This window comes from Methyloligella halotolerans, assembly GCF_001708935.1.
GTDB lineage: Bacteria > Pseudomonadota > Alphaproteobacteria > Rhizobiales > Methyloligellaceae > Methyloligella > Methyloligella halotolerans.
On record NZ_MASI01000007.1, the window covers coordinates 113,752 to 135,731 of the forward strand.

Below are 21,980 nucleotides of genomic sequence, written 5' to 3' on the forward strand. Positions count from 1 at the left end.
TCTCCGCTTAGAAAGTCGCCCGTAACCCTGCCATATGCCTCGATATTTCGTCACCCTCATCGTCGCTGTCGCCCTGTTCATGGAGACCATGGACTCCACGGTGATCGCGACGTCCCTCCCGGCCATCGCCGCGGATCTGCATGAGGACCCCATCGCGCTGAAGCTGGCGCTTACGTCTTACCTGCTGTCGCTCGCGGTTTTCATCCCGTTGAGCGGCTGGATGGCGGACAAGTTCGGGGCGCGCACCGTCTTCCGCTGGGCCATCGTGGTCTTCACCTGCGGCTCGGCCCTCTGCGGCTTCGCCGACAATCTGGGACAGTTCGTCGGCTTCCGGGTGCTCCAGGGCATGGGCGGCGCCATGATGGTGCCGGTGGGCCGGCTGGTCATCCTGCGGAGCGTGCCCAAGGCGGAGCTGATCTCCGCCCTCGCCTGGCTCACCATTCCCGCCCTCATGGGCCCCGTGCTCGGGCCGCCCCTGGGCGGCTTCATCGCCACCTATCTGTCGTGGCGCTGGATCTTCTGGATCAACATCCCCATCGGCATGGTCGGCTTCATCCTCGCCACCCGCTATATCGCCGACATCCGCGAAGAGGAAGTGCCGCCTCTCGATATCCGGGGCTTCATCCTGTCCGGCATCGGGCTCTCCGGCCTCGCCTTCGGCTTCACGACCATCGGCCAGGAACTGCTGCCCACTTGGGCCGCAGCGAGCCTCATCGTGTTCGGCGCCCTCACCTGCTGGCTCTATGTCCGCCACGCAAGGCGCACGCCCCACCCGATCCTCGACCTCGATCTGTTCAAGGTGAAGACCTTCTACGCGTCGGTCGTCGGCGGCTTCGTCTATCGCATCGGCATCGGCGCAGGCCCTTTCCTGCTGCCTCTCCTCTTCCAGCTCGGCTTCGGCATGAGCCCGTTTCAATCGGGCCTGCTGACGTTCTCCGGTGCCGTCGGCGCCATCACCATGAAGACAGCGGCGAGCCCGATCATCCACCGCTTCGGTTTCCGGCGGATCCTCCTGGTAAACGCGGTCATCTCGAGCTGCTTCATTGCAGCGGCCGCCCTGTTCACCGCCGAGACGCCGTATTTCGTCATCATCGCGGTGTTGCTGGCCGGCGGTTTCTTCCGCTCGCTCCAGTTCACCAGCATCAACTCTCTGGCCTACGCCGATCTCAGCAGCAAGGAGATGAGCCGCGCCACCAGCTTCGCCAGCGTCATCCAGCACCTCTCCTTGTCGGCAGGCGTCGCGGTCTCGGCTTTGGCCCTGGAGATGCAGCGCTTCGGGCGGGGCGACAGCGCCGTTAGGGCGGAGGACTTCATCCTCCCCTTCCTGGTGGTCGCCGTGATCTCGGTGAGCTCGATCCTGATCTTCCGGACCCTTCCGGAAGAAGCGGGCGCCAGCCTATCGCGGCGGACCCGCGAGGTGGGCGTGCCGCCCGAGCAGCCGCAGCCGAGCTAACGACGGGCGCAACTCGGCAGCCGGTAGAACGGGCGAATGGCGGGGTTAGTTGGTGGATGTCGAGTGGGACGCGCCGTTGCCGCGGCGTCTGCGCCGCCGCCGGCGCCGGACACGGCCCTCATGACCGTCTTCCGCCATCAGCGTGGCGAGAATCCCTTCGCGCAAGCCCCTGTCGGCAACCCGCACGCGCTCGCACGGCCACATGCGGAACAGCGCCTCCAGGATCGCGCAGCCGGCCAGCACGAGATCGGCACGCTCCTGGCCGATGCAAGGCTGCGCCACCCGGTCCGCATAGCTCATGGCACTGAGATCCATGGAGACCGCCCGCGCCTCGTCGGCGCTGAGCCAGCATCCATCGACCCGCGACCGCTCGTAGAACGGCAATTTGAGATGCACGCCCGCGATCGTCGTCACCGTGCCGGATGTGCCGAGGAAATGCGCCCCGCCCTCGGCGATGCGCTCCTTGAAGTTGTGCTTCGCCTCAAAGCCTTCGATGGCCTTGGTGACTTCCTGCACCATGGCCTCGTAAGCATCGGCGGAGATATCTCGGCCACCGTGGCGTTCGGCCAGATTTACCACGCCGATCGGCAGCGACGTCCAGGCGGCGATGCAATCCTGCACATCCATCCGGTCCGTGAGGGACCCGCGCCAGCGCCGCTTGACCTGGGCCAGATCGAGCCAGATCAGCTCGGAGCTGCCGCCTCCGATATCGAAGATCAGAGCCCAATCGGAATTCGGATCGATCAGAGAAGAACAGCCGGAAACGGCGAGCTTGGCCTCGGTCTCCTGGCTCACGATCTCGATCTGCAGTCCTGTCTCGCGCCGGATCCGATCGAGGAAATCTTCGCGGTTGGCGGCAATCCGGCAGGCTTCCGTGGCGATCAGGCGGGACCGGGAGACCCCTCGCCGGCTCATTTTTTCCGCGCAGACCTTGAGCGCATCGATGGTGCGGTCGATGGCCTGATCGGACAGCCTGCCGGAGCCGATGAGGCCTTCGCCCAGGCGAATGATGCGGGAAAAAGCGTCGATGACGAAGAAGCCGCGGCGGGACGGCCGCGCTACGAGAAGACGGCAGTTATTGGTGCCGAGATCCAGCGCGCCATAGACCGTCTCCGCCGGACGATCGGTGCTCGCGCCCTTGCCCGGCTTGTCTTTCTCACCCCTGCTCTTGGCTGCCTGCGGACGAACGCCCACGGTCGCCGAATCGCGCGCGCAAGGCGTATCGCCTTGCCGCTTCGATCTCCGAGCGTAGCCGTCGAGCTCGCCTTGCGCGCTCATGGAGTCGCGCTGCGCTATGGCAGCCGTGCGGGATTCGCCGCTCGGCCGTTTCACGGTCTTCTAACCTCAAGCCCTGTAAGCCGCCCAATGTCCCACCCCTGGTCGGCTGCTACGGGTATCCAATAAGGATAATCTAGCAAGCCACGACGGGACGTAAAGCGGCTTTTGTCGAAGCCTTCCCGCCTTGCGTGCAAAACCTACGCGAACCCGCACCTCAGTTGTTCGTTGAAGCGACGTCGCAAATTGTCTGGGAAATCGTGGATTTAGCCGGATTTCTTCTGCCGGCGATCCCATGGATTGGAGTCCAGCACGACCTTGATTCTGTCCCCAGCCGGGATCTCCTCGAGCTCTTTTGTGAAATCCTTGTACTCGGTCTTCGCCTCGATGGAGGCGAGCCCGTGCTGCAGGTGGGAGCGCCACTCCAGCAGCCGTCTCCAGCCCCTCGCATCGCCGCCCTGCGGCGGGGGCTGAACACCCACGGCGAGCAGACGCCGCATCAAGGTCTGGGCGGCCTCGCTCTCGTCGTAGCCGGCCTTGACGAGAAGATCGATGATGGCGCTGACGCGCGCAAGCAGCGCGTCGCTCGGAGGATAGTTCTTGCGACGGTTTTTCTGGGAACTCGTGCCCTTGCCGTCGACCAACCCTTTAAGGTCGATCAAGGGCTGAAGCGCCGTTTCGGAGATCCCGTCCTCGCGCAGATGGTCGATGACGACGTCGAGACATTTCAGACTCAAGGTCGTCGGCGGGACGTCGGCAGCGAGCGCCCTCTGTACGGCCGTAAGGGCCGCTTCGAGCTGCTTCGTATCGATGGCTGACGTTTGCACGCACTCTTCTCCGCGTCGCTCGAGATGGCCCGAAATGCTCGAATCCTGAACGATTCAGCGCCTTCTCCAGTTTCAATCTCTCAAATACGAGTAAACGTTTTGTAGCGAGAACGCCCGAAAGTCGCTGCCTCGCGTCTGCGCAAAGCGATGTAAGAGCCCTTGCAATCCGCCCGGACCTTTGGGTAGAAGGGCGGTTCGAAGGGACGCAAGGCGCGGCCTTGCCTCTCCGGCTATAGGTCCCATCTCTTAAGGATCGTGATGGGGGATCGTCTAACGGTAGGACAGCGGACTCTGACTCCGCCAGTCTAGGTTCGAATCCTAGTCCCCCAGCCATTCCTTCGCTCGATCGCGCGAGTTCGCAGCGTCATCGCACAAAGGTCCTTCGGACAGGGCATCTTCAAGGTAAGGACATAAGAGGCGGTGCCATGCTTCTGACCACGCGTCGCCGGATGATGGGTCTTGCCGCTGCCGCCCTCGGCGCCCGCTTCCTTCCGCCTCTGCCCGCCTTCGCCCAGGACGATTCTTCCTCCCAGACGGATCCTCAAGCCGATCCTGCCCTCGACGACGGTCTCGACAGCGGCGGCGAAACGGCGGCTGACGAGACGCCGCAATGCTTCGCCACCAAGGACTTCGCGCCCTGGACCGGCAAGGCGAGCAACGAGCTGGCCGGCGCGGGCATCAGCGAGGTCGAGATGACGACGCCTTGCGACTTCCTGTGGACCAGCATCGATGTCTCGGAGAACTTCGAGGCCAAGATCTCCATCGTTGGTGGCGGCGACCCCGAAGGGACGCCCCTGGACAAGGCGTCGCTGCTCAAGGAGGACCACAAGCTCGTCATGCGAGATGCCAAGGGCAAGGTTCTGCGCGAGGTGAAGCTCTGTGGTGTCTGTACGGATCTTCAGGACGACGAATTCAGCGTGATCCTTCCCCTAGAGTTCGCCCCCTATCTCAGGGAGGAGAAGAGCCTCTCCTTCGGCCTGAAGATGGGCGGTAAAGAGGACTGCAGCTTCACCGTGCCCCTCGAGCCCATGCGCGAGGCACTGGCATGGGCCTCGGAGCAGCGCGACAAGCTTCAGAGCGATCTCGACGAAGGAAAATGCGAGCAGCCCCAAGCCTGCTTCTTCACCACCGCCTGCTGCGGCGTGCTGGGGCTCCCCGACGATTGCTTCGAGCTCGCCGCCCTTCGCCGCTATCGCGACGAGGTGCTGGCCAGAACCCCCGAAGGCCGGCACGCCATCGCCGAGTATTACCGCGTGGCGCCGGTCATGCTGGAGGCGCTTCGCGGCCCTGCGCGAACCCGCACCCTCATCAAAATTTATTGGCAGTCGATCCTGCCGAGCGCGATTGCCGCGAAACTTAAACTGAACCGCTTAACATTCAGAATTTATTCGGACATGATCGGCAGGTTGGAGCGGGACATCCTTTCGACCTCGACGCGATAGACGACCTCGGTCGCGCCTTCGCCTAAATCAGGCCGAGATGGTGCCCTAGTCGGCCATTACCTTGGCCGCAACCAATCAAAATTGGCTGTCGCCCTCGTTTCTGTAGAGGCAAGAGATGTCCACCAGGGGCCCCTCCCCGTTCGTGTTGCAAGCTGGCGCAGACCGCAAAGATTCGGTCCCAGACGCTCGCAACGCTCCGCACAATGTTCTGGAATTCGGCCACGGACAGCCGCAGCTCGGGCCGTCGCGCTATGTGCCCGCGCCATCGCCTGCCCCGCGGGCTTCATATGGCGGAGCGCAGGCCTGGGCGGCCCAGCCGTCACCGGACCCCTGGCCGGCCCCTTGGCCCGAGACATCCCCCGCGACATCTGCCGCGCCTTGGCCCGAAGACGAATATGCGGCCACCTGGACGGAAGCTCCGGCCCCGTTCCCCGGCACGGCCGAGCCTTATGACCGCAACCATCTCGACGAGCCGCTGGAGCCGCTTTCCGAGCGCCTCGATCGCCTGGGCGCACCGTCCGGCTTGGAGCTGATCCACTCAGACATGCTCGATCGCTACGCCGAGGCGGAAGCCGAGCAGACCGAGGATGCCGAGACCGACTGGTACGCCAGCCGCATCGCCGGCGCCCGCTCCTGGGCGAGCATGGAGAACAGCCTCGACACCCTGATCTCGGATTACGAGAAACGCCATCATCAGGCGAATATCTACGTCGCTGGCGGGATCGGCGGCGCGGTGGTTCTGACCCTGATCGCGCTCTCCGCCTTCCTGATGCTCGCCAGCTAGGCGAGCCTTCGCCCGACCTGAACGGCCTGCGGGGGGTTAGATGATCCCCCGCGAGCGCAGCTCCGCCAACAGCTTCTCCGACAGCTCTTCCGGCGTGGACTCCCGCGTCGAAAGATCGAAATCCGGGTTCTCCGGCATTTCGTAATCGGAATCGATACCCGTGAAATTGGTGATGAGCCCGGCGCGCGCCTTCTTGTAGAGGCCTTTGGGATCGCGGCTCTCGCAAAGCTCCAGCGGCGTATCCACGAAGATCTCCAGGAACTCGCCCTCGTCGAACAGCTCCCGCGCCATGCGGCGCTCAGAGCGGAAGGGCGAGATGAACGACACCATCACGATCAGGCCCGCATCCACGAAGAGCCGGGCCGACTCCGCCACCCGGCGGATATTCTCCACCCGGTCGGCGTCGGAGAAGCCGAGATCCTTGTTGAGCCCGTGGCGCACATTGTCGCCGTCGAGCACATAGGTGTGCCGCCCCATGGCGTGCAGCCGCTTCTCCATCATGTTGGCGATGGTGGACTTGCCCGAGCCGGAAAGCCCCGTGAACCAGAGCACGCAGGGCTTCTGCCCCTTCAGGGTCGAACGCGCGCCCTTGTCGATGGAGAGCTCTTGCCACTTCACGTTTGTCGCCCGGCGCAGCCCGAATTCGATCATGCCCGCCGCCACCGTCAGATTGCTCAGCCGGTCGATGAGCAGGAAGCTGCCCGTCTCCGGGCTCTGCCCGTAAGAATCGAAGGTCAGCGGCCGGCCGGTGCTGATATTGCAGGCGCCGACCTCGTTCAGCTCGAGTGTCTTGCCTGCGACGTGATCGAGATTGTCGATATTGAGCTTGTGCTTGAGCGCGCTGATGGTCGCCGTGGTTTCCTGAGCCCCGCATTTGAGGGCGTAGGAACGGCCCGGCAGCATGGGCTCCTCGTCGAACCAGATCAGCTTTGCCGCGATCTGGTCGGCATTGGAGGGATCCTCGTCCGGCTTGGCGATGATATCGCCGCGGCTCGCATCCACCTCCTCGGCGAAGACCAGCGTCACCGCCTCCCCCGCCTCGGCCATATCCAGATCGCCGTCGCCGGTCACGATGCGCGCCACATGCACCGCCTTGCCCGACGGATGGATGACCACTTCATCGCCCACAGAGATGGCGCCGCTGGACACGGTCCCCGCATAGCCGCGGAAATCGAGATGGGGGCGGTTGATCCATTGCACCGTAAAGCGGAACGGCTGGGTCTTCGGCGCGCGGCCCACCTGGACGGTCTCCAGATGCCCCATCAGAGTCGGCCCGTGATACCATTGCATATGGGCGCTGGGCGCGATGACGTTATCGCCCTTCAGCGCCGACAGCGGGATGAATGCCACGTCCTCGAAGCCGAGCGGCTTGGCGAAGCTGTTGAAGTCGTCGGCGATCTCGTCGAAACGCGCTTCGTCGTAATCGATGAGATCCATCTTGTTGACCGCCACTGCGATCTTCTTGATGCCGAGCAGCGACACGATGCAGGCATGGCGCCTGGTCTGGCTGAGCACCCCGTTCCGCGCATCCACCAGCAGGACGGCGAAATCGCAGGTCGAGGCGCCGGTCGCCATGTTGCGGGTGTACTGCACGTGGCCCGGCGTATCGGCGACGATGAACTTCCTGCGGGGCGTGGAGAAGTAACGGTAGGCGACGTCGATCGTGATGCCTTGCTCGCGCTCCGCCTGCAGCCCGTCGACCAGCAGCGAGAAATCGATATCGTCCGCCCCGCCATGGCCGTCCCGGCGGGCGCCCTTGAGCTGATCCTCGTAAACCTGGGCCGAATCCACCAACAGCCGCCCGATCAGCGTGCTCTTGCCGTCATCCACGCTTCCGCAGGTGAGAAAGCGCAGAAGCCCGCGCCCTTCCTCTGCCGCAAGCCGCTCCAACAGACGCGTCTCGGCCTCGGTCTCGGCTTCATCTCCGACAACTTTCAACTGGGTCATCAGAAATAGCCTTCCTGCTTCTTCTTCTCCATGGAGCCGGACTGATCGTGATCAATCACGCGCCCCTGACGTTCTGAGGACCGCGACTGCACGATCTCTTCGATGATCTCGGGCACCGTGCTGGCGGTGGATTCCACCGCCCCCGTCAGCGGATAGCAGCCGAGCGTGCGGAACCGGATCATCCGCATTTCCGGCGTCTCGCCTTCGTTGAGCGGCAGCCGGTCGTCGTCGACCATGATGAGCGCGCCGTCGCGCTCAACCACAGGCCGCTTCTTGGCGAAATAGAGCGGCACCACGGGGATGTCCTCCAGATAGATGTAGGTCCAGACGTCCAGCTCGGTCCAGTTGGAGAGCGGAAACACCCGCATGCTCTCCCCCGGCGCCATGTGGGAATTGACCAGCCGCCAAAGCTCCGGCCGCTGGCGCTTCGGATCCCAGTTATGGGAGCTGTTGCGGAAGGAGTAGATGCGCTCCTTCGCTCTGGACTTTTCCTCGTCCCGGCGCGCGCCGCCGAAAGCCGCGTCGTAGCGCCCCTCGCCAAGCGCCTGCTTCAGGGCCTGGGTCTTCATGATGTCCGTATGAAGCGCGCTGCCATGGGTGATGGGCGAGATCTGATCGCGCAGCCCTTGCGGATTCGTATGGACGCGCAAATCCAGCTCCAGCCGTTCCGCCTCGCGATCGCGGAATTCGATCATCTCGCGGAATTTCCACGTCGTGTCGATGTGGAGCAGCGGAAAGGGCGGCTTGCTCGGATAGAAGGCCTTGAGCGCCAGATGCAGCAGAACAGACGAATCCTTGCCGATCGAGTAGAGCAGCACCGGCTTGTCGAACTCCGCCGCCGCCTCGCGCATGATGTGGATGCTCTCCGCTTCCAGCTGGCGGAGATATGTGGACAGCGATTTCTTCAAAAGACCCTCACTCGAGGCGTTGGAAAGGAGCAGTTATAGCGGAAATTGTGGCCCTATGGGGCCGCCCGGGGCCGCAGCCTGCGGCACCTGCCCGCGCTGCGGTCAGGCATCTCGGGCGTGAGCGCCGCCATTTAACCCCGGCTTGCCGCTTTCGGCGGACTCATCGTTTTCGCGTGATTCCTGCTCTTCGGGAGATCCGGCGACCTCGGCAGGCGTCTCGGCTTCCTTCGCCATCTCTTCGGCCTCGGCGCGTTCCGCCTTGGCCCGGACCCGGTAGCGATGGAAACTCAGTGGGATCACGGCCAGATAGATCAACGATCCGACGGAAAGAGTGACGCTCGGATAGGTGAGAAGCAGCGCGACGAACAGCGCTCCTAGCACAAAGACGGGCAGCACATATTCCCGGGAGATGCGCTTGCCGATCAGCTTGCCCGAGAAGGTCGGCACCCGGCTCACCATCAGAAGCCCGATGGCGATGGTGTAGATCAGAACCAGCGGCGTGAGGGTCGGCAGATGCAGTCCCAAATCCTGCAGATAGAGCGGCAGCAACAGGATGATGGCGCCCGCCGGCGCCGGAACCCCGACGAAATAAGCGCTCTTCCAGGCCGGCTGGTTGGGATCGTCCAAGGCCGCGTTGAACCGCGCAAGCCGCAGCGCCGCGCAGACCGCGAAGACGAGCACGGCGATCCACCCCATGCCGCGCAGATCCTCCAGGGCCCAGCTGAAAACGATGATGGCCGGCGCCACGCCGAAATTGACGAAATCGGCCAGGCTGTCGAGCTCCGCCCCGAAGCGGGTCGAGGCCTTCAACAGCCGTGCGAGCCGGCCGTCGATACCGTCCAGGAAGGCCGCGAAGACGAGGGCCGCCACCGCGACGTCCCAGCGGTTCTCGATCGCCATCCGGATGGCCGTCAGGCCGGCGCAAAGCCCCAGCAGGGTGAAGAAATTCGGGACGAGAACGCGGATCGGAATCTGCCCGCGCGGAAACACCCGCGGCCGCGGCTTCCGGTCTTCTCGTTGTGGATCGAACGGTGGAAATATGGACACGCGCGGAATCCGCAGATTCGAGTGGGTCAGCTGATCCGGACGCGGCGCGGGCTCTCACCGCTTTTCAGGTCCGCCAGCACCGTCTCTCCGCCTATCGCCCGCTGACCGGGCGACACCAGGGCAAGCCCCTGGCTTGGCATATAGACGTCGATACGGCTGCCGAAACGGATCAGCCCGATCCGGTCGCCAGCTTGGAGGGTATCGCCCTCCTCGACGAAAGTCACGATGCGCCGGGCGACGAGGCCCGCGATCAGAACCAGGCCGATGCGCTGCCCCTCCGGCGTTTCGATCACCAGGATACGGCGCTCGTTCTCCTCGCTCGCCTTATCCAGCTCGGCGTTGAAGAAAGCCCCCGGCACATAGACGTTGCGCACGATACGCCCGGAGACCGGACTGCGGGCGATATGCACGTCGAAGATCGACAGGAAAATCGAGATCCGAGCCCACGGGCCACCGGAAAGCGCCAGTTCCCCCGGCGGGACGGTCTCCTCGGCGAACACGACCCGACCGTCGCCCGCGCTGACGACCAGGCCCTCGCGTTGCGGTGTCACCCGGTCCGGATCCCGGAAGAAATAGGCGCACCATGCGGTGGCGATGACACCGAGCCAGCCCAGCGGCGCGGCCAGAAAGAACAGGATGAGGGTCGCCACGCCGAAGGCGAATACGAATTTATGGCCGTCCCGATGGATGGGGACGAACACGTTGGCGATCGTATCGAGAAGATTGTGCCGGTCGGTCATGGCGCCCGTTGTTTCTCAGACTTCACGAAGACGCAAGCACTTCGTCCTCGAACAGTTCGTCTCTCTCCGGATCCTCGTCAACGCCGTCCTCGGCCTGAGCCAGCCGCTCGCGCTCCCGGTCCGCCTTCTGCTGCTGGGTCCAGAGGCTGTGATAGAGGCCGCCGGCCTTCATAAGCTCCAGATGCGTGCCACACTCTACGATGCGGCCCTGATCCATCACGATGATCTCGTCCGCATGGACGATCGTGGACAGGCGATGGGCGATCACAAGGGTCGTACGGTTCCGGGAGACCCGCTCCAGCGCATCCTGGATTTCCTTCTCCGTATGGCTGTCCAGAGCGGAGGTGGCCTCGTCCAGCATCAGGATCGGCGGCGCTTTCAGAATGGTGCGGGCAATGGCCACACGCTGCTTCTCCCCGCCCGAGAGCTTCAGCCCGCGCTCGCCGACGAGGGCGTCGTACCCCTCCGGCAGCGCCGAGATGAAATCGTGGATCTGGGCGAGCTTGGCGGCGCGCCGCACATCGTCGTCGCTGGCATCCGGCCGGCCGTACCGGATGTTGTACTCGATGGTGTCGTTGAACAGCACCGTGTCCTGGGGAACCATGCCGACGGAATGGCGGAGACTCGCCTGGGTCACATCGGCGATGTCCTGACCGTCGATGCGGATCGCGCCGCCGGTCACGTCGAAGAAGCGGAACAGCAGCCGCGACAGGGTGGACTTGCCGGCACCAGACGGCCCGACGATGGCCACCATCTTGCCCGCAGGCACCTCGAAGCTGAGATCCTTGAGGATGGGACGGCCGGGATCGTAGGCGAAAGCCACATGATCGAAGGTGACCTTGCCCTCGGTGACCTCCAGCGGCTTGGCGCCCGGCTTGTCCTTAACCTCCGCCGGCTCTTCCAGCAGCGCGAACATGGTCTCGATATCGATGAGCCCCTGTTTGATCTCGCGATAGACCATACCCATGAAGTTCAGCGGCACGTAGAGCTGCAGGAGGATGGCGTTGATCATCACGAAATCGCCGACGGTCAGAACGCCCGCCGAGATATCCCGCGCCGCCAGCACCATGCAGACCACCATGCCGCCGGTGAAGATCACCGCCTGGCCGCTGTTGAGGACGCCGAGGGTCGAGAAGGTGCGGATCGCAGCCTGCTCGTAGCGCTCCATGGAACGGTCGTAGCGCCGGGCCTCAAGGGTCTCGTTGCCGAAATATTTCACCGTCTCGTAGTTCAGCAGGCTGTCGACGGCCTTGGAGTTGGCCTCGGCGTCGGACTCGTTCATGTCGCGCCGGATCAGCAGCCGCCGCTCGGTCGCCCAGAACGTGAACCAGACATAGAGCGCGATGGTGGCGAAGATGACCACCACATAGAGCCAGCCGAAATACCAGGACACGAGCCCGGCGATCATCAGCAGCTCGACCGCCGTGGGGATGGAGTTCAGCATCGCCATGCGGACGATGGTGTCGATACCGCCCACACCCCGCTCGATCACCCGGCTCAGACCGCCCGTGCGGCGTTCCAGATGGAAGCGCAATGAAAGCTGATGCAGGTGCTGGAAGGTGCGGTTGGCCAGGCGTCGCACTGCATTTTGGGCCACCGACGTGAAGAGCACGTCGCGGAGCTGCGCGAAGACCACCATGAAGATCCGCGCCATGCCGTAGGCCACCACCAGCATGATGGGCACCATCACCAGGTCGAAGCCCGAGAACACCGCCAGCTCGTCCGGCGTCGTCTCGCCGGAGAGCATGTCCACGATCGTCTTGTAGGCGATAGGCGCCGAAAGCGTGACCACCTTCGCTGCGATCAGCGCAACGAAGGCAAGCACCACCCGGCGTTTCAGGTCCGGACGGTCGCCGGCCAGACATAGGGCGCGAGATCGCGCAGCACGGCGAAATGGCCCGTGCGGGCGTTCAATAGCGCATCGCTTCTGGTTTGCGGCAAACGGTCTGACATCGACTCTGGCTTTGGGTTTGCGAGCTTGGAGCTTGCGGAGGCCGTCCCGACGCAGCGGAAGCGGCAAAAAGGGGCAGCGCCCGCGCGCCGCCCCTCCAAGATCGCTCAGTCCGTTCTATATAGGACGCCTGGCCCGCAAGGCCAAATCGCCCCCCGCCTAATCCTTTCGGATCTCGAACTCCTGGTTCGGATAGATCCAGTGCGGATTGCGGATCTTCCCGCGGTTGTCCTTGAAGATCATCGTGTAGCGCCAACCGCCGCCGAAATATTCCTCGGCGATGGCCCAGAGCGTATCGCCCCGGCGCACCGTGTAGACCTTCGGACGGTCCGACCCGTCTTCTCCGGGCTGGCTCTGCGCTTCGGCGCTCGCCATGTCGCCCGGCGCACGATCCGGATCGGGGATCTCCTCGCCCGGTGCGCGGTCGGGATGCGGAACGTCACCGGCGTTCGCCGAGGACTGTCCTTGCGATTGCGCGTCCGGCGATGCCGACATATCCGAAGCCTCGGCCGTCGCCTGTTCCTCCGGAGCGCCGACATATCGGAAGCCCCCGACGTCGCCCGGTCGCCCGCGACCCGGTGCGATGCGGGCTTCTCGCCGCCCTGCGAACCGGAACTCCCTTCTGCGCTCGACGCCGAACCCGACCCGGCACCGCCAGCCGGCCCCGACTCCTTCGAAGCCGCCGAGCTGCCTTCAGGCTCCGCCTTGGCGACCTTGTCATCGGGAACCTCTTGGGCAACCGGAGGCGGCGTCTGGCGGCGCATGCCGACGGCGGCACGGCCGAGGATCTTGTCCTCGGCGCGGTTCACCAAATCGATCTGCAGGGCGCGGTTGCCCGGCTCCAGATGCTTGGTCGCTTCGATCTTCCAGTCGCCGTCCGCACCCGTCTGCCCCTCGCCGATCAACTCGCCGTCGAGATAAAGCATGATGTCGGTGGACGGCTTCGTGCTCGTTCCGGTAACGATGAGCAGGCCGGACTGGTCTCCCCGGTCCTCATAATCCACGGTCTTGATACGGATGGGAGGCTCGGGCAGAGCGGGTGTTTCGTCCCCGGCTTGCTTGGCCTCGACAGTATCTGAGGACGAGGCCTCATCGGAAGAAGAGGCCGCATCAGAAGACGCCTCATCGCCGCTCTCGCCTGAGGCGCTCATATCCGATGCGCCGCCGCCGGAAGCGGAATCCTCTTTCGCCGCCGAGCTGGAGGCATCGTTGCCGCCGTCATTCTCCCCCATCGCGGAAGACGACCCCTCGGACCCGGTTTCCGACGAAGCGCTTTTCTCGCCGTCGTCGGGACGGGATTCGTCCTTCCCATCGGGGCGCGACTGATCCTTCAGGTCGGCCGCCGCCATCTTCTGCTGGGAAGCAGACTCGTCCTCGTTCGCGGCGCTCTCGTCGCCGCTTCCTCCGGCCGAATCCTCTTGGAGAATCTCGGTCGCCTTGCCGGGCTCCCGCAACGCCACCACGGTCTTGCCGCTCTCCTCGTCACCCATGGAGACCAGGACTTTCTGCTGGGAGGTCAGGCTCTTCTCGCCATCCGGAGACGTGGCGACAATCTGAAGATTATGCTCGCCCTTGCCCAGGGGCTTGTCGAGGACGACGCTCCATTGCCCCGCCGGATCCGCCTTGGTACTCGCGATGCCGGTTCCGTTGCTCTGAACCTCGACACCCCAAGCCGGCTCCGCCCGCCCGGCGATGACGCCCTCGCCCGTGGGCTCGATACGCACGACATCGAAGCTCGGGATGTCGGCCGACCCGGCGCTCGCGCTATCATCCCCGGAGGTGGCGTTCTGAGCCTCATTGTCCGAAGAAGAGGCGGCCTGATCGTCTTCCGACGTGGCGCTTTCTTCTTGCGATGCTTCAGTATCGGCGGCGCTTTCCTCCCCGGCCTTATCGGCCGGTTCAGGTGCCTTCGCCTGGTCCCCCTCCTCGACCGCGGGCGGCGCGGAAGCCTCCTGGGTCTCCGATTGCTCCAAGTAAAGGCGGTAGCCCACCAGCGCCACCAACACGAAGAACGCGACGGTGACGATTATGCCGACGACCTTGTTGCCCATTCTCTGCCCCTCCGGCGTGACTCCCTGAGTTTTTAGTGGAACTGCCCAGTCCATGCTCCAGGCGTTCGTCGAAGACTTATGCTTCGGCTTTACAGTTCGCCGCAAGTCTAGCGGATCGCTTCAAATAACACCATTGGGACGTGTTTCATAATGACACGCTGCCATGTTGACGGGGCAGTGCCTCCGGTGCCAGATGGCGCCCGAGATGAGCGAGCCTTCCTTGCAGAAAATTTGCGTCTATTGCGGGTCCGGATCGGGCGGAAATCCGGCCTATGCCGAGGCGGCACGGCGGCTGGGCGAGATCTTCGCCAAAGCCGGCATCGGCCTCGTCTATGGCGGCGGCTGTATCGGGCTGATGGGCGAGATCGCCCGGTCTGTTCTCGAGCATGGCGGCCACGTCACCGGGATCATCCCGACCTTCCTCACCGAGCGCGAGGTGATGCTGAAGGATGTCCAGGAACTGATCGTCGTCGAGGACATGCATCAGCGGAAACATCTGATGTTCGATAAATCCGACGCCTTCGTCGCCCTCCCAGGGGGCCTCGGCACCCTGGAAGAGCTGGTGGAGCAGCTCACCTGGGCGCAGCTCGGCCGCCACCAGAAACCCATCGTGCTCGCCGATATCGAGGGCTTCTGGCAGCCGCTGCTGAAGCTGTTCGCCCATATGCAGAACGACGGCTTCATCCGGCCGGGCGCCGAGCTCAAGATGGAGATCGTCGACGACGTCGAGACCATCGTGCCGACGATCCGCGCCAACCTGAAGCCGCACGCGGAAAACGCGGAGGAAGCCGCGATCGACATCAAGTTTTGATCTTGATTCCAGCAGGTTAGCGGCCAGCGTGAGCCGCTAGTGGACCGTGGCTCCGTCCCGCAGAAGCTTGTAATTGATCGAGTCGAGCAGCGCCTCGAACGACGCATCGACGATATTCGGCGACACGCCCACCGTGAACCAGCGGCGTCCCTTGCCGTCCCGGCTTTCGATGAGCACGCGGGTCACCGCGTCGGTTCCGCCGGTCAGGATCCGCACCTTGTAGTCGACCAGCTTGAGATCCTCGATCAGGCTCTGATAGCGCCCGAGATCCTTCCGCAGCGCATTGTCGAGCGCGTGCACCGGACCGGTCCCCTCGCCCACCGAGGCGATGACTTCGTCGTCCACCCGCACCTTCACCGTGGCTTCGGAGACGGTGACCAGCTCGCCCAGCGCATTGTGGCGCCGCTCCACCATGACCCGGAAGCTCTCCACGTCGAAGAAGTGCGGAACGTTGCCAAGATGGCGCCGCGCCAGCAGCTCGAACGAGGCATCCGCCGCCTCGTAGGCGTAGCCCTTCGCTTCCTTCGTCTTCACCTCTTCAAGCAGGCCCGCCACCCGCGGATCGTCCTTCGGGGTGTCGAACCCGATGCGCTCCAACTCCGCCAGGATGTTCGACCGTCCGCCTTGGTTGGAGACCAGAAGCCGGCGCTGATTGCCGACCGCCTCTGGCGTCACATGCTCGTAGGTGCGGGGATCTTTCTGCACGGCGGAGACATGGATGCCGCCCTTATGGGCGAAGGCTGATTCGCCGACATAGGGCGCATGGCGATTCGGCGCCCGGTTCAGAAGCTCGTCCAGCACCCGCGACGTATGGGTGAGATTACGCAGATGCTCGCCCGTCAGCCCGGTCTCGAAGCGGTCGGCATAGGGCTGCTTCAGCATCAGCGTGGGGATGATGGAGGTGAGATCGGCGTTGCCGCAGCGCTCGCCGAGTCCATTCAGTGTGCCCTGGATCTGCCGCGCGCCGGCGCGTACCGCCGCAAGCGAGTTCGCCACCCCGTGGCCCGTATCGTCATGGGCATGGATGCCAACCCGGTCGCCGGGGATATGGGTCACCACCTCGGCCACGATCTCCTCGATCTCGCCGGGCAGCGTGCCGCCATTGGTGTCGCACAGCACGACCCAGCGGGCGCCAGCCTCGTAGGCGGCCTGGATGCAGGCCAGCGCATACGCCTTGTTCGCCTTGAACCCGTCGAAGAAATGCTCCGCGTCGAACAGCGCTTCCTTGCCGGAGTCGACCACCGCCGCGATGGATTCGCGGATGCCCTGCAGGTTCTCCTCCTGGCTGATCCCGAGCGCCACATCGACATGGAAATCCCACGCCTTGCCGACGAGGCAGACGCAATCCGCATTGGCCTGGAGTAGCGCCTGGAAGCCCGTATCGTTGGAGAGCGAGCGGCCCGACCGCTTGGTCATGCCGAAAGCGGCGCGCTTCGCATTGGGCAACGCTTCGCCGGTCTCGAAATATTCCGTATCCGTCGGGTTTGCGCCCGGATACCCCGCCTCGACATAGTCGACGCCGAGCGCATCCAGAGCGCCGGCCATCAGCGCCTTATCCTCGAGCGAGAAGTCGACACCCTGGGTCTGCGCGCCGTCGCGCAGCGTCGTGTCGTAGAGATAGAGCCGTTCTTTTGCCATCGTCACACCAAACCGTAGAAGACGTGCCAGGCCACCAGCACGATGAAGACAAGCAGGAGCAGCTTGATCGCCAGATAGACCCGGCGGCTCCCCTTGAAGGGCACGTCTTTCAGGAACGGCTTCATCGATTCACTTTCTAAGCTCGCGCGTACAATCACCTGAAATGACTCAGTGTACGCCGTCACAGGCCGGAAGATCCTTGCGCATCGTCGTGTTGGAGAGCCATTCGTCGGCGCGCTGCACCTGATTGCGCTGCTGGGGGTCGTAACCGCGCTTGGCGAAGAAGCCGTATGCCGTATCGCTGGCATCGACGCTGAGCGTCCCGGCCTTTCGCGACGATGCGAGCTTCTCCAGCGCATCGGCCAGCATCATGCCGGCGCCGTATCCGGCGGCCGCGGGATGTACGTAGAGGAAACCGATCTTGTCGTCCGATTCCAGCGAGGCGAATCCGACCGGCGCACCATTCAAGGTCGCGACGATGGTGACGTGGCGCTCCAGCAATGCGGCGAAGGCGGCCTCGTCCTCGGCCGACTTGACCCAGGCCTCCTGCTGCGCCTCGCTATAGTCGTCGCCCGTCAGCTCCATCACGCTGTCGCGAAAGATCGCAGCAAGCGTGGCCACATCGCCGGGCAGCATGGGACGCAGCGCCAGCTCTCGATTGGCTTGTGCGCTCATCGTGCAAGCTCCCAGTCGGTTCTGACCTCACCGGTCTCCGGATCCTTGCGATCCATGAGGACGACGCCCATAGCCACGAGCTCGTCGCGGATGCGGTCGGCCTCGGCGAAATCCTTGGCCTTGCGGGCGGCGGCCCGGCCGGCGACGAGGGACTCGATCTCCGCTTCGTCGACCCCGCCAGACGCATCGGCTTCCGTGGACCGGCGCTCAAGCTTCGCCCGCTCACCCGAAAAGCCCATGAACTGAAGCGAGGCCAGCAGCGCCCCGCCCTGCTTCGCCTGCGCAAGCTTGTGCAGCTCGGCGATCGCTTTCGGCGTGTTGAGATCGTCGGACAGCGCATCGATCACCTCGGCCGGCGGCGTCTCGTCCGCCGTCGCGCCTTCGACAACGCCGTACCAGTCCCAGAGCGTCTTGTGGGACTCGTCCAGGCCCTTGAGGGTCCAGTCCAGCGGCTGGCGGTAATGGGTGCGCAGCATGTTGAAGCGCAGCGCCTCGCCCGGCCACCCATAGCCCTGCCAGCCCTCCAGCAGATCGTTGACGGTAATGAAGTTGCCGAGGCTCTTCGACATCTTCTCGCCCTCCACCTGGAGGTAACCGTTATGGACCCAGTAGCGGGCCATGACGTCGTTGCCGTGGGCGCAGGTGGATTGGGCGATCTCGTTCTCATGATGCGGGAAGCACAGATCGATGCCGCCGCCATGGATATCGAACGTGTCGCCGAGATGGGCCTCCGCCATGGCCGAGCACTCGATATGCCAGCCCGGCCGGCCGCGGCCCCACGGGCTCTCCCAGCCGGGATCCTTCGCCTCGCTCGGCTTCCACAGCACGAAATCCATCGGGTCCTTCTTGTAGGGCGCGACCTCCACACGGGCGCCCGCCATCATCTCGTCCGTGGATCGGCCCGACAGCTTCCCGTAATCGGCATCCTTCGGCACGTTGAACAGCACATGGCCTTCCGCCTCATAGGCGAAGCCCTTCTCGATCAGCCGCTCGATCATCGAGACCATCCGATCGATATGCTCCGTCGCCCGCGGCTCGACACTCGGCGGCAAGGCGCCCAGCGCCGCCATGTCGGCGTGGTACTGATCCGCGGTGCGCTTGGTGAGATCGTCGATGGCGACGCCCTCATCGGCCGCCCGGGCCATGATCTTGTCGTCCACATCGGTGATGTTGCGGACGTACTTCACATGATCGGCGCCGTAGAGGTGACGCAGCAGCCGGTAAAGCACGTCGAAGACGATGACGGGCCGCGCATTGCCGATATGGGCGTAGTCGTAGACCGTCGGGCCGCAGACATACATGCGCACGTCGGACGGATCCAACGGCGCGAATGCCTCCTTCTTCCGCGTCAGCGTATTGGTCAGCGAAAGCGTCACGTGCGAATGCCCTTCCCTTGCCGTGTCAAAGCCCGGCGGGCGTTCGGTTCTACGATTTTCTTGGGGATGAAGACGTGAACGACCGCGGGCTGGATTGTTAGCCCGGAATAATGCCGCAGCAATCAATAAGGATCGGTTGCGTCTCGGTGTTCATGAAAGGGTTATGGTCCTTCCTCCGCCGACCGTCAAGACGCTCAGACGGGCGCATTGCCCGACTGCTCAATCCATATTCGTGCCGCATTGACCCCGAAAGCTACGCCTGCTTAATGTTCGCATGCCCAAAGCGCCTGAAGAAGCGTATGAATACGGGCGCTTGGCTGCTTCGACATGTGGAATTCCGTGAGCATTTCTCGCTTCTTTCATCGTGGCTTGGCCGCGGGACGCAAGGTCGTTTCCGACCTCGGCGCTCCCCGCGCGGCCCTGCTCGTCTTTGCCGGCGCTTCCCTGGCCGGAGCGGGCGTGGTCGCCGTCGCCCAGCCCATGAACGATCACGAGCTCCGGTGCATGCAGCTTCAACAGGAGCTGCAGAGCGCCAGAAGCGGCGGTGCCGGCCGCGGGGAACTGCCGCGTCTCGACCAGGAAATCGCCGGCCTCCAGCGCGTCTATCGCGGCACTGAATCCGCCATGGAGAACTCCGGCTGCTTCGAGAGCTTCTTCATCTTCGGCCGCGGCGTCGTTCGCTCGCCCCGCTGCCTGAGCATGAACGACCGGCTGGAGGATTCCCGCCGTCGCCTCAAGCAGCTACAGGACCGGCGCCAGGCCGTCTCGTCCGGCCGCGGCGATCAGCGTCTGGTCCGCGATCTGGAAGATGCGCTGGCCCGCAACGGCTGCGGCGGCCAGCAGGCCTCCCGCCGCGGCGGCGGCCTGTTCGACTGGTTCGGCGGCCGCGACAGGGACGAGTATGGCGGCCCCCCGGTCTCCCGCCAGATCCTGTCCAACGTCCCCTATCGGACCGTCTGCGTCCGGCTGTGCGATGGCTTCTATTATCCGATCAGCTACTCGGTCTATTCGAGCAACTTCAATCACGATGCCAGCCAGTGCCAGCAGAACTGCGCCGCGCCGGCCGAGCTCTATGTCTACCAGAACCCCGGCCAGGAGATGGAGCAGGCGATCTCTCTGAACGGTCAGCCCTATATCGATCTTCCGATCGCCTTCAAATACCGGAAGGAGTACATCAAGGGCTGCTCGTGCAAGCAGACGGAATACAATCCGACCGAGATCGAATCGGCCAATCAGAAAGCCGAAGGCGGCCAGCCCGGCGACGACGGCACCACGACCATGGCGTCGCCTGCCGATGACGCATCGGGTGACGGCGCCCCGCCCGACGCGCAGCCTTTCGACGACGCGAACGCTCCGCCGGCCGAGAATCTGAATTTCGATTTCGACGACGGCATGGGCGGAAACGCCATGGAGCCCGGTGCACCCTCAGCCGACGACGGACAGAATGCCGGCGGCGAGGACCTTTCGCCGGGCGCCGCGGAGGCCGACGCCATCTTGAACGACGGCGGCGATTGGCAGCCGGCCGGCCCCCAGGAGCTGCAGCCGCAAAACGGCGCGCCGCAACAGATCCAGCCCCAGATGCAGCCGCAAGGCCAGCCTCAGGGCCAGAGCTCGACGATCAACAAGACGCCCTACTAGCGCGCGGAAGCGCTTCGTTCTGATCGGCCAGCTACGCGCGCTCGCCGTTCAGCCGTGCGGCGGCCCGCTCCTTGCCGATAAGCATCAGCAGCGGCTTCAACTCGGGCCCGTGGTCCCGCCCCGTGAGCGCGAGCCGGATGGGCATGAAAAGGGCCTTGCCCTTGGCGCCCGTCTCCTTCTTCACCGCGTCGAGCCATTCCCCGAGCACGTCCTCGTCCCAGGGCTCATCGGGCAGCAGCTTGGCCGCGGTCGCGCAGAGTGCTTCGTCGGCGATCTCTGGATCGATCGGCTCGCTCACGATCCGCCACCACTCGGCCGCCTCCGCCAGCACGCCGATATTGCCGCGGACAGTCTTCCAGAACGGCTTCCCGCCGGAGACGCCAAGGGCCTGAAGCCGCTCCTCGACATCTTTGTAGGTAAGCCCATGCAGCAGGGTGGCGTTGAGATTGCGCAGCTCCGCCGGATCGAACCGGGCGGGCGCCCGCGAGATCCTCGCAAGCGAAAACACTTCGGCCAGCGCATCCAGGCTCTCGTAAGGCGCCACGGCCTCGGCGCTGCCGATGAGCGTCGCATAGCTCGCAACCGCTGCCGGCTCGAGACCATCCTCCCGCAGCCCCTGGATGGAGAGCGACCCGAGCCGCTTGGAGAGCGCCTCCCCGTCCGCGCCGACAAGAAGATTGTGATGGCCGAAGCGCGGCGGCGTCTCCCCGAGCGCCTCGAAGATCTGGATCTGCGCCGCGGTGTTGGCAACGTGATCCTCGCCGCGGATGACATCGGTGATCTCGAAATCGACGTCGTCCACCACGCTGGGCAGCGTGTAGAGATAACTGCCGTCTTCCCGCACAAGCACGGGATCGGACAGCGACGCCGCATCGATTTCCTGGGTCCCGCGCACCAGATCGTCCCAGACGACGACCCGCTCCTCGAGTTTGAAACGCCAATGGGGCTTGCGGCCTTCGGCTTCAAGGGCTGCGCGCTCGTCTTCGCTGAGCTTCAGCGCGGTCCGATCGTAGACCGGCGGCCTCCCTTGCGCCCGCTGGCGCTTGCGCTTCAGTTCGAGCTCTTCCGGCGTGTCGTAAGCGGGGTAGAGGCGGCCGGAGGCTTTTAGCTCTTCGACGACCCGATCGTAATGCTCAAGCCGGTCCGATTGGCGCGCGAACTCGTCCCATTCCAGGCCGATCCAGCGAAGATCCTCCTCGATCCCTTGAGCGAATTCCGCCGTGGAACGGGCGAGATCCGTGTCGTCCAGGCGGAGCAGAAACCGTCCGCCCTGCTTCCTGGCGAACAGCCAGTTGAACAAGGCCGTGCGGATATTGCCGACATGCAGCCGGCCGGTAGGGCTCGGCGCGAAGCGGACGGTGACGGTCATGGAACGGCGTTCGCGGATTGGGCCAGCATCAGGGTCAACCGCATAACG

17 protein-coding genes, 1 tRNA gene and 1 pseudogene are annotated in these 21,980 nt (G+C 64.4%); 6 read left to right on the plus strand and 13 right to left on the minus strand.

Features of this window, described 5'->3' with window-relative positions; genetic code table 11:
- The first annotated feature begins 34 nt into the window (after positions 1-34).
- Positions 35-1,453, plus strand: a complete 1,419-nt coding sequence (locus tag A7A08_RS12605) for a DHA2 family efflux MFS transporter permease subunit (protein WP_069095820.1) — start codon at positions 35-37, stop codon at positions 1,451-1,453.
- A gap of 45 nt (positions 1,454-1,498) precedes the next feature.
- Here the strand turns inward: A7A08_RS12605 and A7A08_RS12610 are convergent, their stop codons facing one another.
- Positions 1,499-2,785 carry a Ppx/GppA phosphatase family protein gene (locus A7A08_RS12610; protein WP_245290929.1) on the minus strand — a complete coding sequence of 429 codons (1,287 nt, stop codon included), beginning with the start codon at positions 2,783-2,785 and terminating at the stop codon, positions 1,499-1,501.
- Between the two features lie 209 nt (positions 2,786-2,994).
- Positions 2,995-3,555: a hypothetical protein gene (locus A7A08_RS12615; protein WP_069095822.1), complete on the minus strand. Its 561-nt coding sequence runs from the start codon at positions 3,553-3,555 to the stop codon at positions 2,995-2,997.
- Between the two features lie 259 nt (positions 3,556-3,814).
- Here A7A08_RS12615 and A7A08_RS12620 point away from each other — a divergent pair.
- From A7A08_RS12620 to A7A08_RS12630, 3 genes are all read left to right on the plus strand, one after another.
- A tRNA-Gln gene (locus A7A08_RS12620) sits at positions 3,815-3,888 on the plus strand.
- Positions 3,889-3,980: 92 nt separating this feature from the next.
- Complete coding sequence (locus tag A7A08_RS12625; RefSeq protein ID WP_069095823.1) at positions 3,981-4,997, plus strand: CFI-box-CTERM domain-containing protein; 1,017 nt, start codon at positions 3,981-3,983, stop codon at positions 4,995-4,997.
- Positions 4,998-5,112: 115 nt separating this feature from the next.
- A complete protein-coding gene (locus tag A7A08_RS12630; RefSeq protein ID WP_141693991.1) occupies positions 5,113-5,781 on the plus strand; it encodes a hypothetical protein in 669 nt (222 codons plus the stop codon).
- A gap of 36 nt (positions 5,782-5,817) precedes the next feature.
- Here the strand turns inward: A7A08_RS12630 and cysN are convergent, their stop codons facing one another.
- From cysN to A7A08_RS16365, 6 genes and pseudogenes are all read right to left on the minus strand, one after another.
- Positions 5,818-7,728, minus strand: coding sequence for a sulfate adenylyltransferase subunit CysN (gene cysN, locus A7A08_RS12635; protein ID WP_083226750.1), 1,911 nt, complete (start codon positions 7,726-7,728; stop codon positions 5,818-5,820).
- Positions 7,728-8,636 (minus strand): sulfate adenylyltransferase subunit CysD, encoded by a 909-nt coding sequence (gene cysD / locus A7A08_RS12640; RefSeq protein WP_069095825.1) that lies wholly within the window; start codon positions 8,634-8,636, stop codon positions 7,728-7,730. Before cysD ends, cysN begins: the two co-directional genes overlap by 1 nt.
- A gap of 102 nt (positions 8,637-8,738) precedes the next feature.
- Positions 8,739-9,683, minus strand: a complete 945-nt coding sequence (gene pssA, locus A7A08_RS12645; protein WP_083226751.1) for a CDP-diacylglycerol--serine O-phosphatidyltransferase — start codon at positions 9,681-9,683, stop codon at positions 8,739-8,741.
- A 26-nt stretch (positions 9,684-9,709) separates the two neighbouring features.
- On the minus strand, positions 9,710-10,423 hold the full coding sequence (locus A7A08_RS12650; protein WP_069095827.1) for a phosphatidylserine decarboxylase: 714 nt from the start codon (positions 10,421-10,423) through the stop codon (positions 9,710-9,712).
- A 22-nt stretch (positions 10,424-10,445) separates the two neighbouring features.
- Positions 10,446-12,376, minus strand: a pseudogene (locus tag A7A08_RS12655) (ABCB family ABC transporter ATP-binding protein/permease).
- Between the two features lie 237 nt (positions 12,377-12,613).
- Positions 12,614-14,425, minus strand: coding sequence for a prolipoprotein diacylglyceryl transferase (locus A7A08_RS16365; RefSeq protein WP_069095829.1), 1,812 nt, complete (start codon positions 14,423-14,425; stop codon positions 12,614-12,616).
- Positions 14,426-14,630: 205 nt separating this feature from the next.
- On the opposite strand from A7A08_RS16365, the gene A7A08_RS12665 reads away from it, so the two are divergent.
- Positions 14,631-15,236, plus strand: coding sequence for an LOG family protein (locus A7A08_RS12665; RefSeq protein ID WP_083226765.1), 606 nt, complete (start codon positions 14,631-14,633; stop codon positions 15,234-15,236).
- A gap of 36 nt (positions 15,237-15,272) precedes the next feature.
- Here A7A08_RS12665 and cimA read toward each other — a convergent pair whose 3' ends face one another.
- Genes cimA through cysS form a run of 4 tightly spaced genes read right to left on the minus strand, consistent with a single transcriptional unit; the run spans position 15,273 to position 18,925 of the window.
- Positions 15,273-16,874, minus strand: a complete 1,602-nt coding sequence (cimA, locus tag A7A08_RS12670; protein WP_069095831.1) for a citramalate synthase — start codon at positions 16,872-16,874, stop codon at positions 15,273-15,275.
- A gap of 2 nt (positions 16,875-16,876) precedes the next feature.
- Positions 16,877-16,999, minus strand: coding sequence for a hypothetical protein (locus tag A7A08_RS17180; RefSeq protein WP_280948812.1), 123 nt, complete (start codon positions 16,997-16,999; stop codon positions 16,877-16,879).
- Between the two features lie 43 nt (positions 17,000-17,042).
- Positions 17,043-17,549, minus strand: a complete 507-nt coding sequence (locus A7A08_RS12675; protein WP_069095832.1) for a GNAT family N-acetyltransferase — start codon at positions 17,547-17,549, stop codon at positions 17,043-17,045.
- Positions 17,546-18,925 (minus strand): cysteine--tRNA ligase, encoded by a 1,380-nt coding sequence (gene cysS / locus A7A08_RS12680; protein ID WP_069095833.1) that lies wholly within the window; start codon positions 18,923-18,925, stop codon positions 17,546-17,548. The genes A7A08_RS12675 and cysS overlap by 4 nt, the downstream gene beginning before the upstream one ends.
- A gap of 339 nt (positions 18,926-19,264) precedes the next feature.
- Between cysS and A7A08_RS12685 the strand changes: the two genes are divergently transcribed.
- The gene (locus tag A7A08_RS12685) at positions 19,265-20,563 is read left to right on the plus strand and encodes a DUF2865 domain-containing protein (RefSeq protein WP_169823009.1); all 1,299 of its coding nucleotides are present in this window, start codon (positions 19,265-19,267) and stop codon (positions 20,561-20,563) included.
- A 31-nt stretch (positions 20,564-20,594) separates the two neighbouring features.
- Here A7A08_RS12685 and gltX read toward each other — a convergent pair whose 3' ends face one another.
- Positions 20,595-21,932 (minus strand): glutamate--tRNA ligase, encoded by a 1,338-nt coding sequence (gene gltX, locus A7A08_RS12690; protein ID WP_069095835.1) that lies wholly within the window; start codon positions 21,930-21,932, stop codon positions 20,595-20,597.
- Positions 21,933-21,980 lie beyond the last annotated feature (48 nt).

Coding starts and splice junctions, on each gene's coding strand:
- A7A08_RS12605 (WP_069095820.1), top strand. CDS start 35: ATGCCTCGATATTTCGTCACCCTCATCGTCGCTGTCGCCCTGTTCATG.
- A7A08_RS12625 (WP_069095823.1), top strand. CDS start 3,981: ATGCTTCTGACCACGCGTCGCCGGATGATGGGTCTTGCCGCTGCCGCC.
- A7A08_RS12630 (WP_141693991.1), top strand. CDS start 5,113: ATGTCCACCAGGGGCCCCTCCCCGTTCGTGTTGCAAGCTGGCGCAGAC.
- cysN (WP_083226750.1), bottom strand. CDS start 7,728: ATGACCCAGTTGAAAGTTGTCGGAGATGAAGCCGAGACCGAGGCCGAG.
- A7A08_RS12650 (WP_069095827.1), bottom strand. CDS start 10,423: ATGACCGACCGGCACAATCTTCTCGATACGATCGCCAACGTGTTCGTC.
- A7A08_RS16365 (WP_069095829.1), bottom strand. CDS start 14,425: ATGGGCAACAAGGTCGTCGGCATAATCGTCACCGTCGCGTTCTTCGTG.
- A7A08_RS12665 (WP_083226765.1), top strand. CDS start 14,631: ATGAGCGAGCCTTCCTTGCAGAAAATTTGCGTCTATTGCGGGTCCGGA.
- cimA (WP_069095831.1), bottom strand. CDS start 16,874: ATGGCAAAAGAACGGCTCTATCTCTACGACACGACGCTGCGCGACGGC.
- A7A08_RS17180 (WP_280948812.1), bottom strand. CDS start 16,999: ATGAAGCCGTTCCTGAAAGACGTGCCCTTCAAGGGGAGCCGCCGGGTC.
- A7A08_RS12675 (WP_069095832.1), bottom strand. CDS start 17,549: ATGAGCGCACAAGCCAATCGAGAGCTGGCGCTGCGTCCCATGCTGCCC.
- gltX (WP_069095835.1), bottom strand. CDS start 21,932: ATGACCGTCACCGTCCGCTTCGCGCCGAGCCCTACCGGCCGGCTGCAT.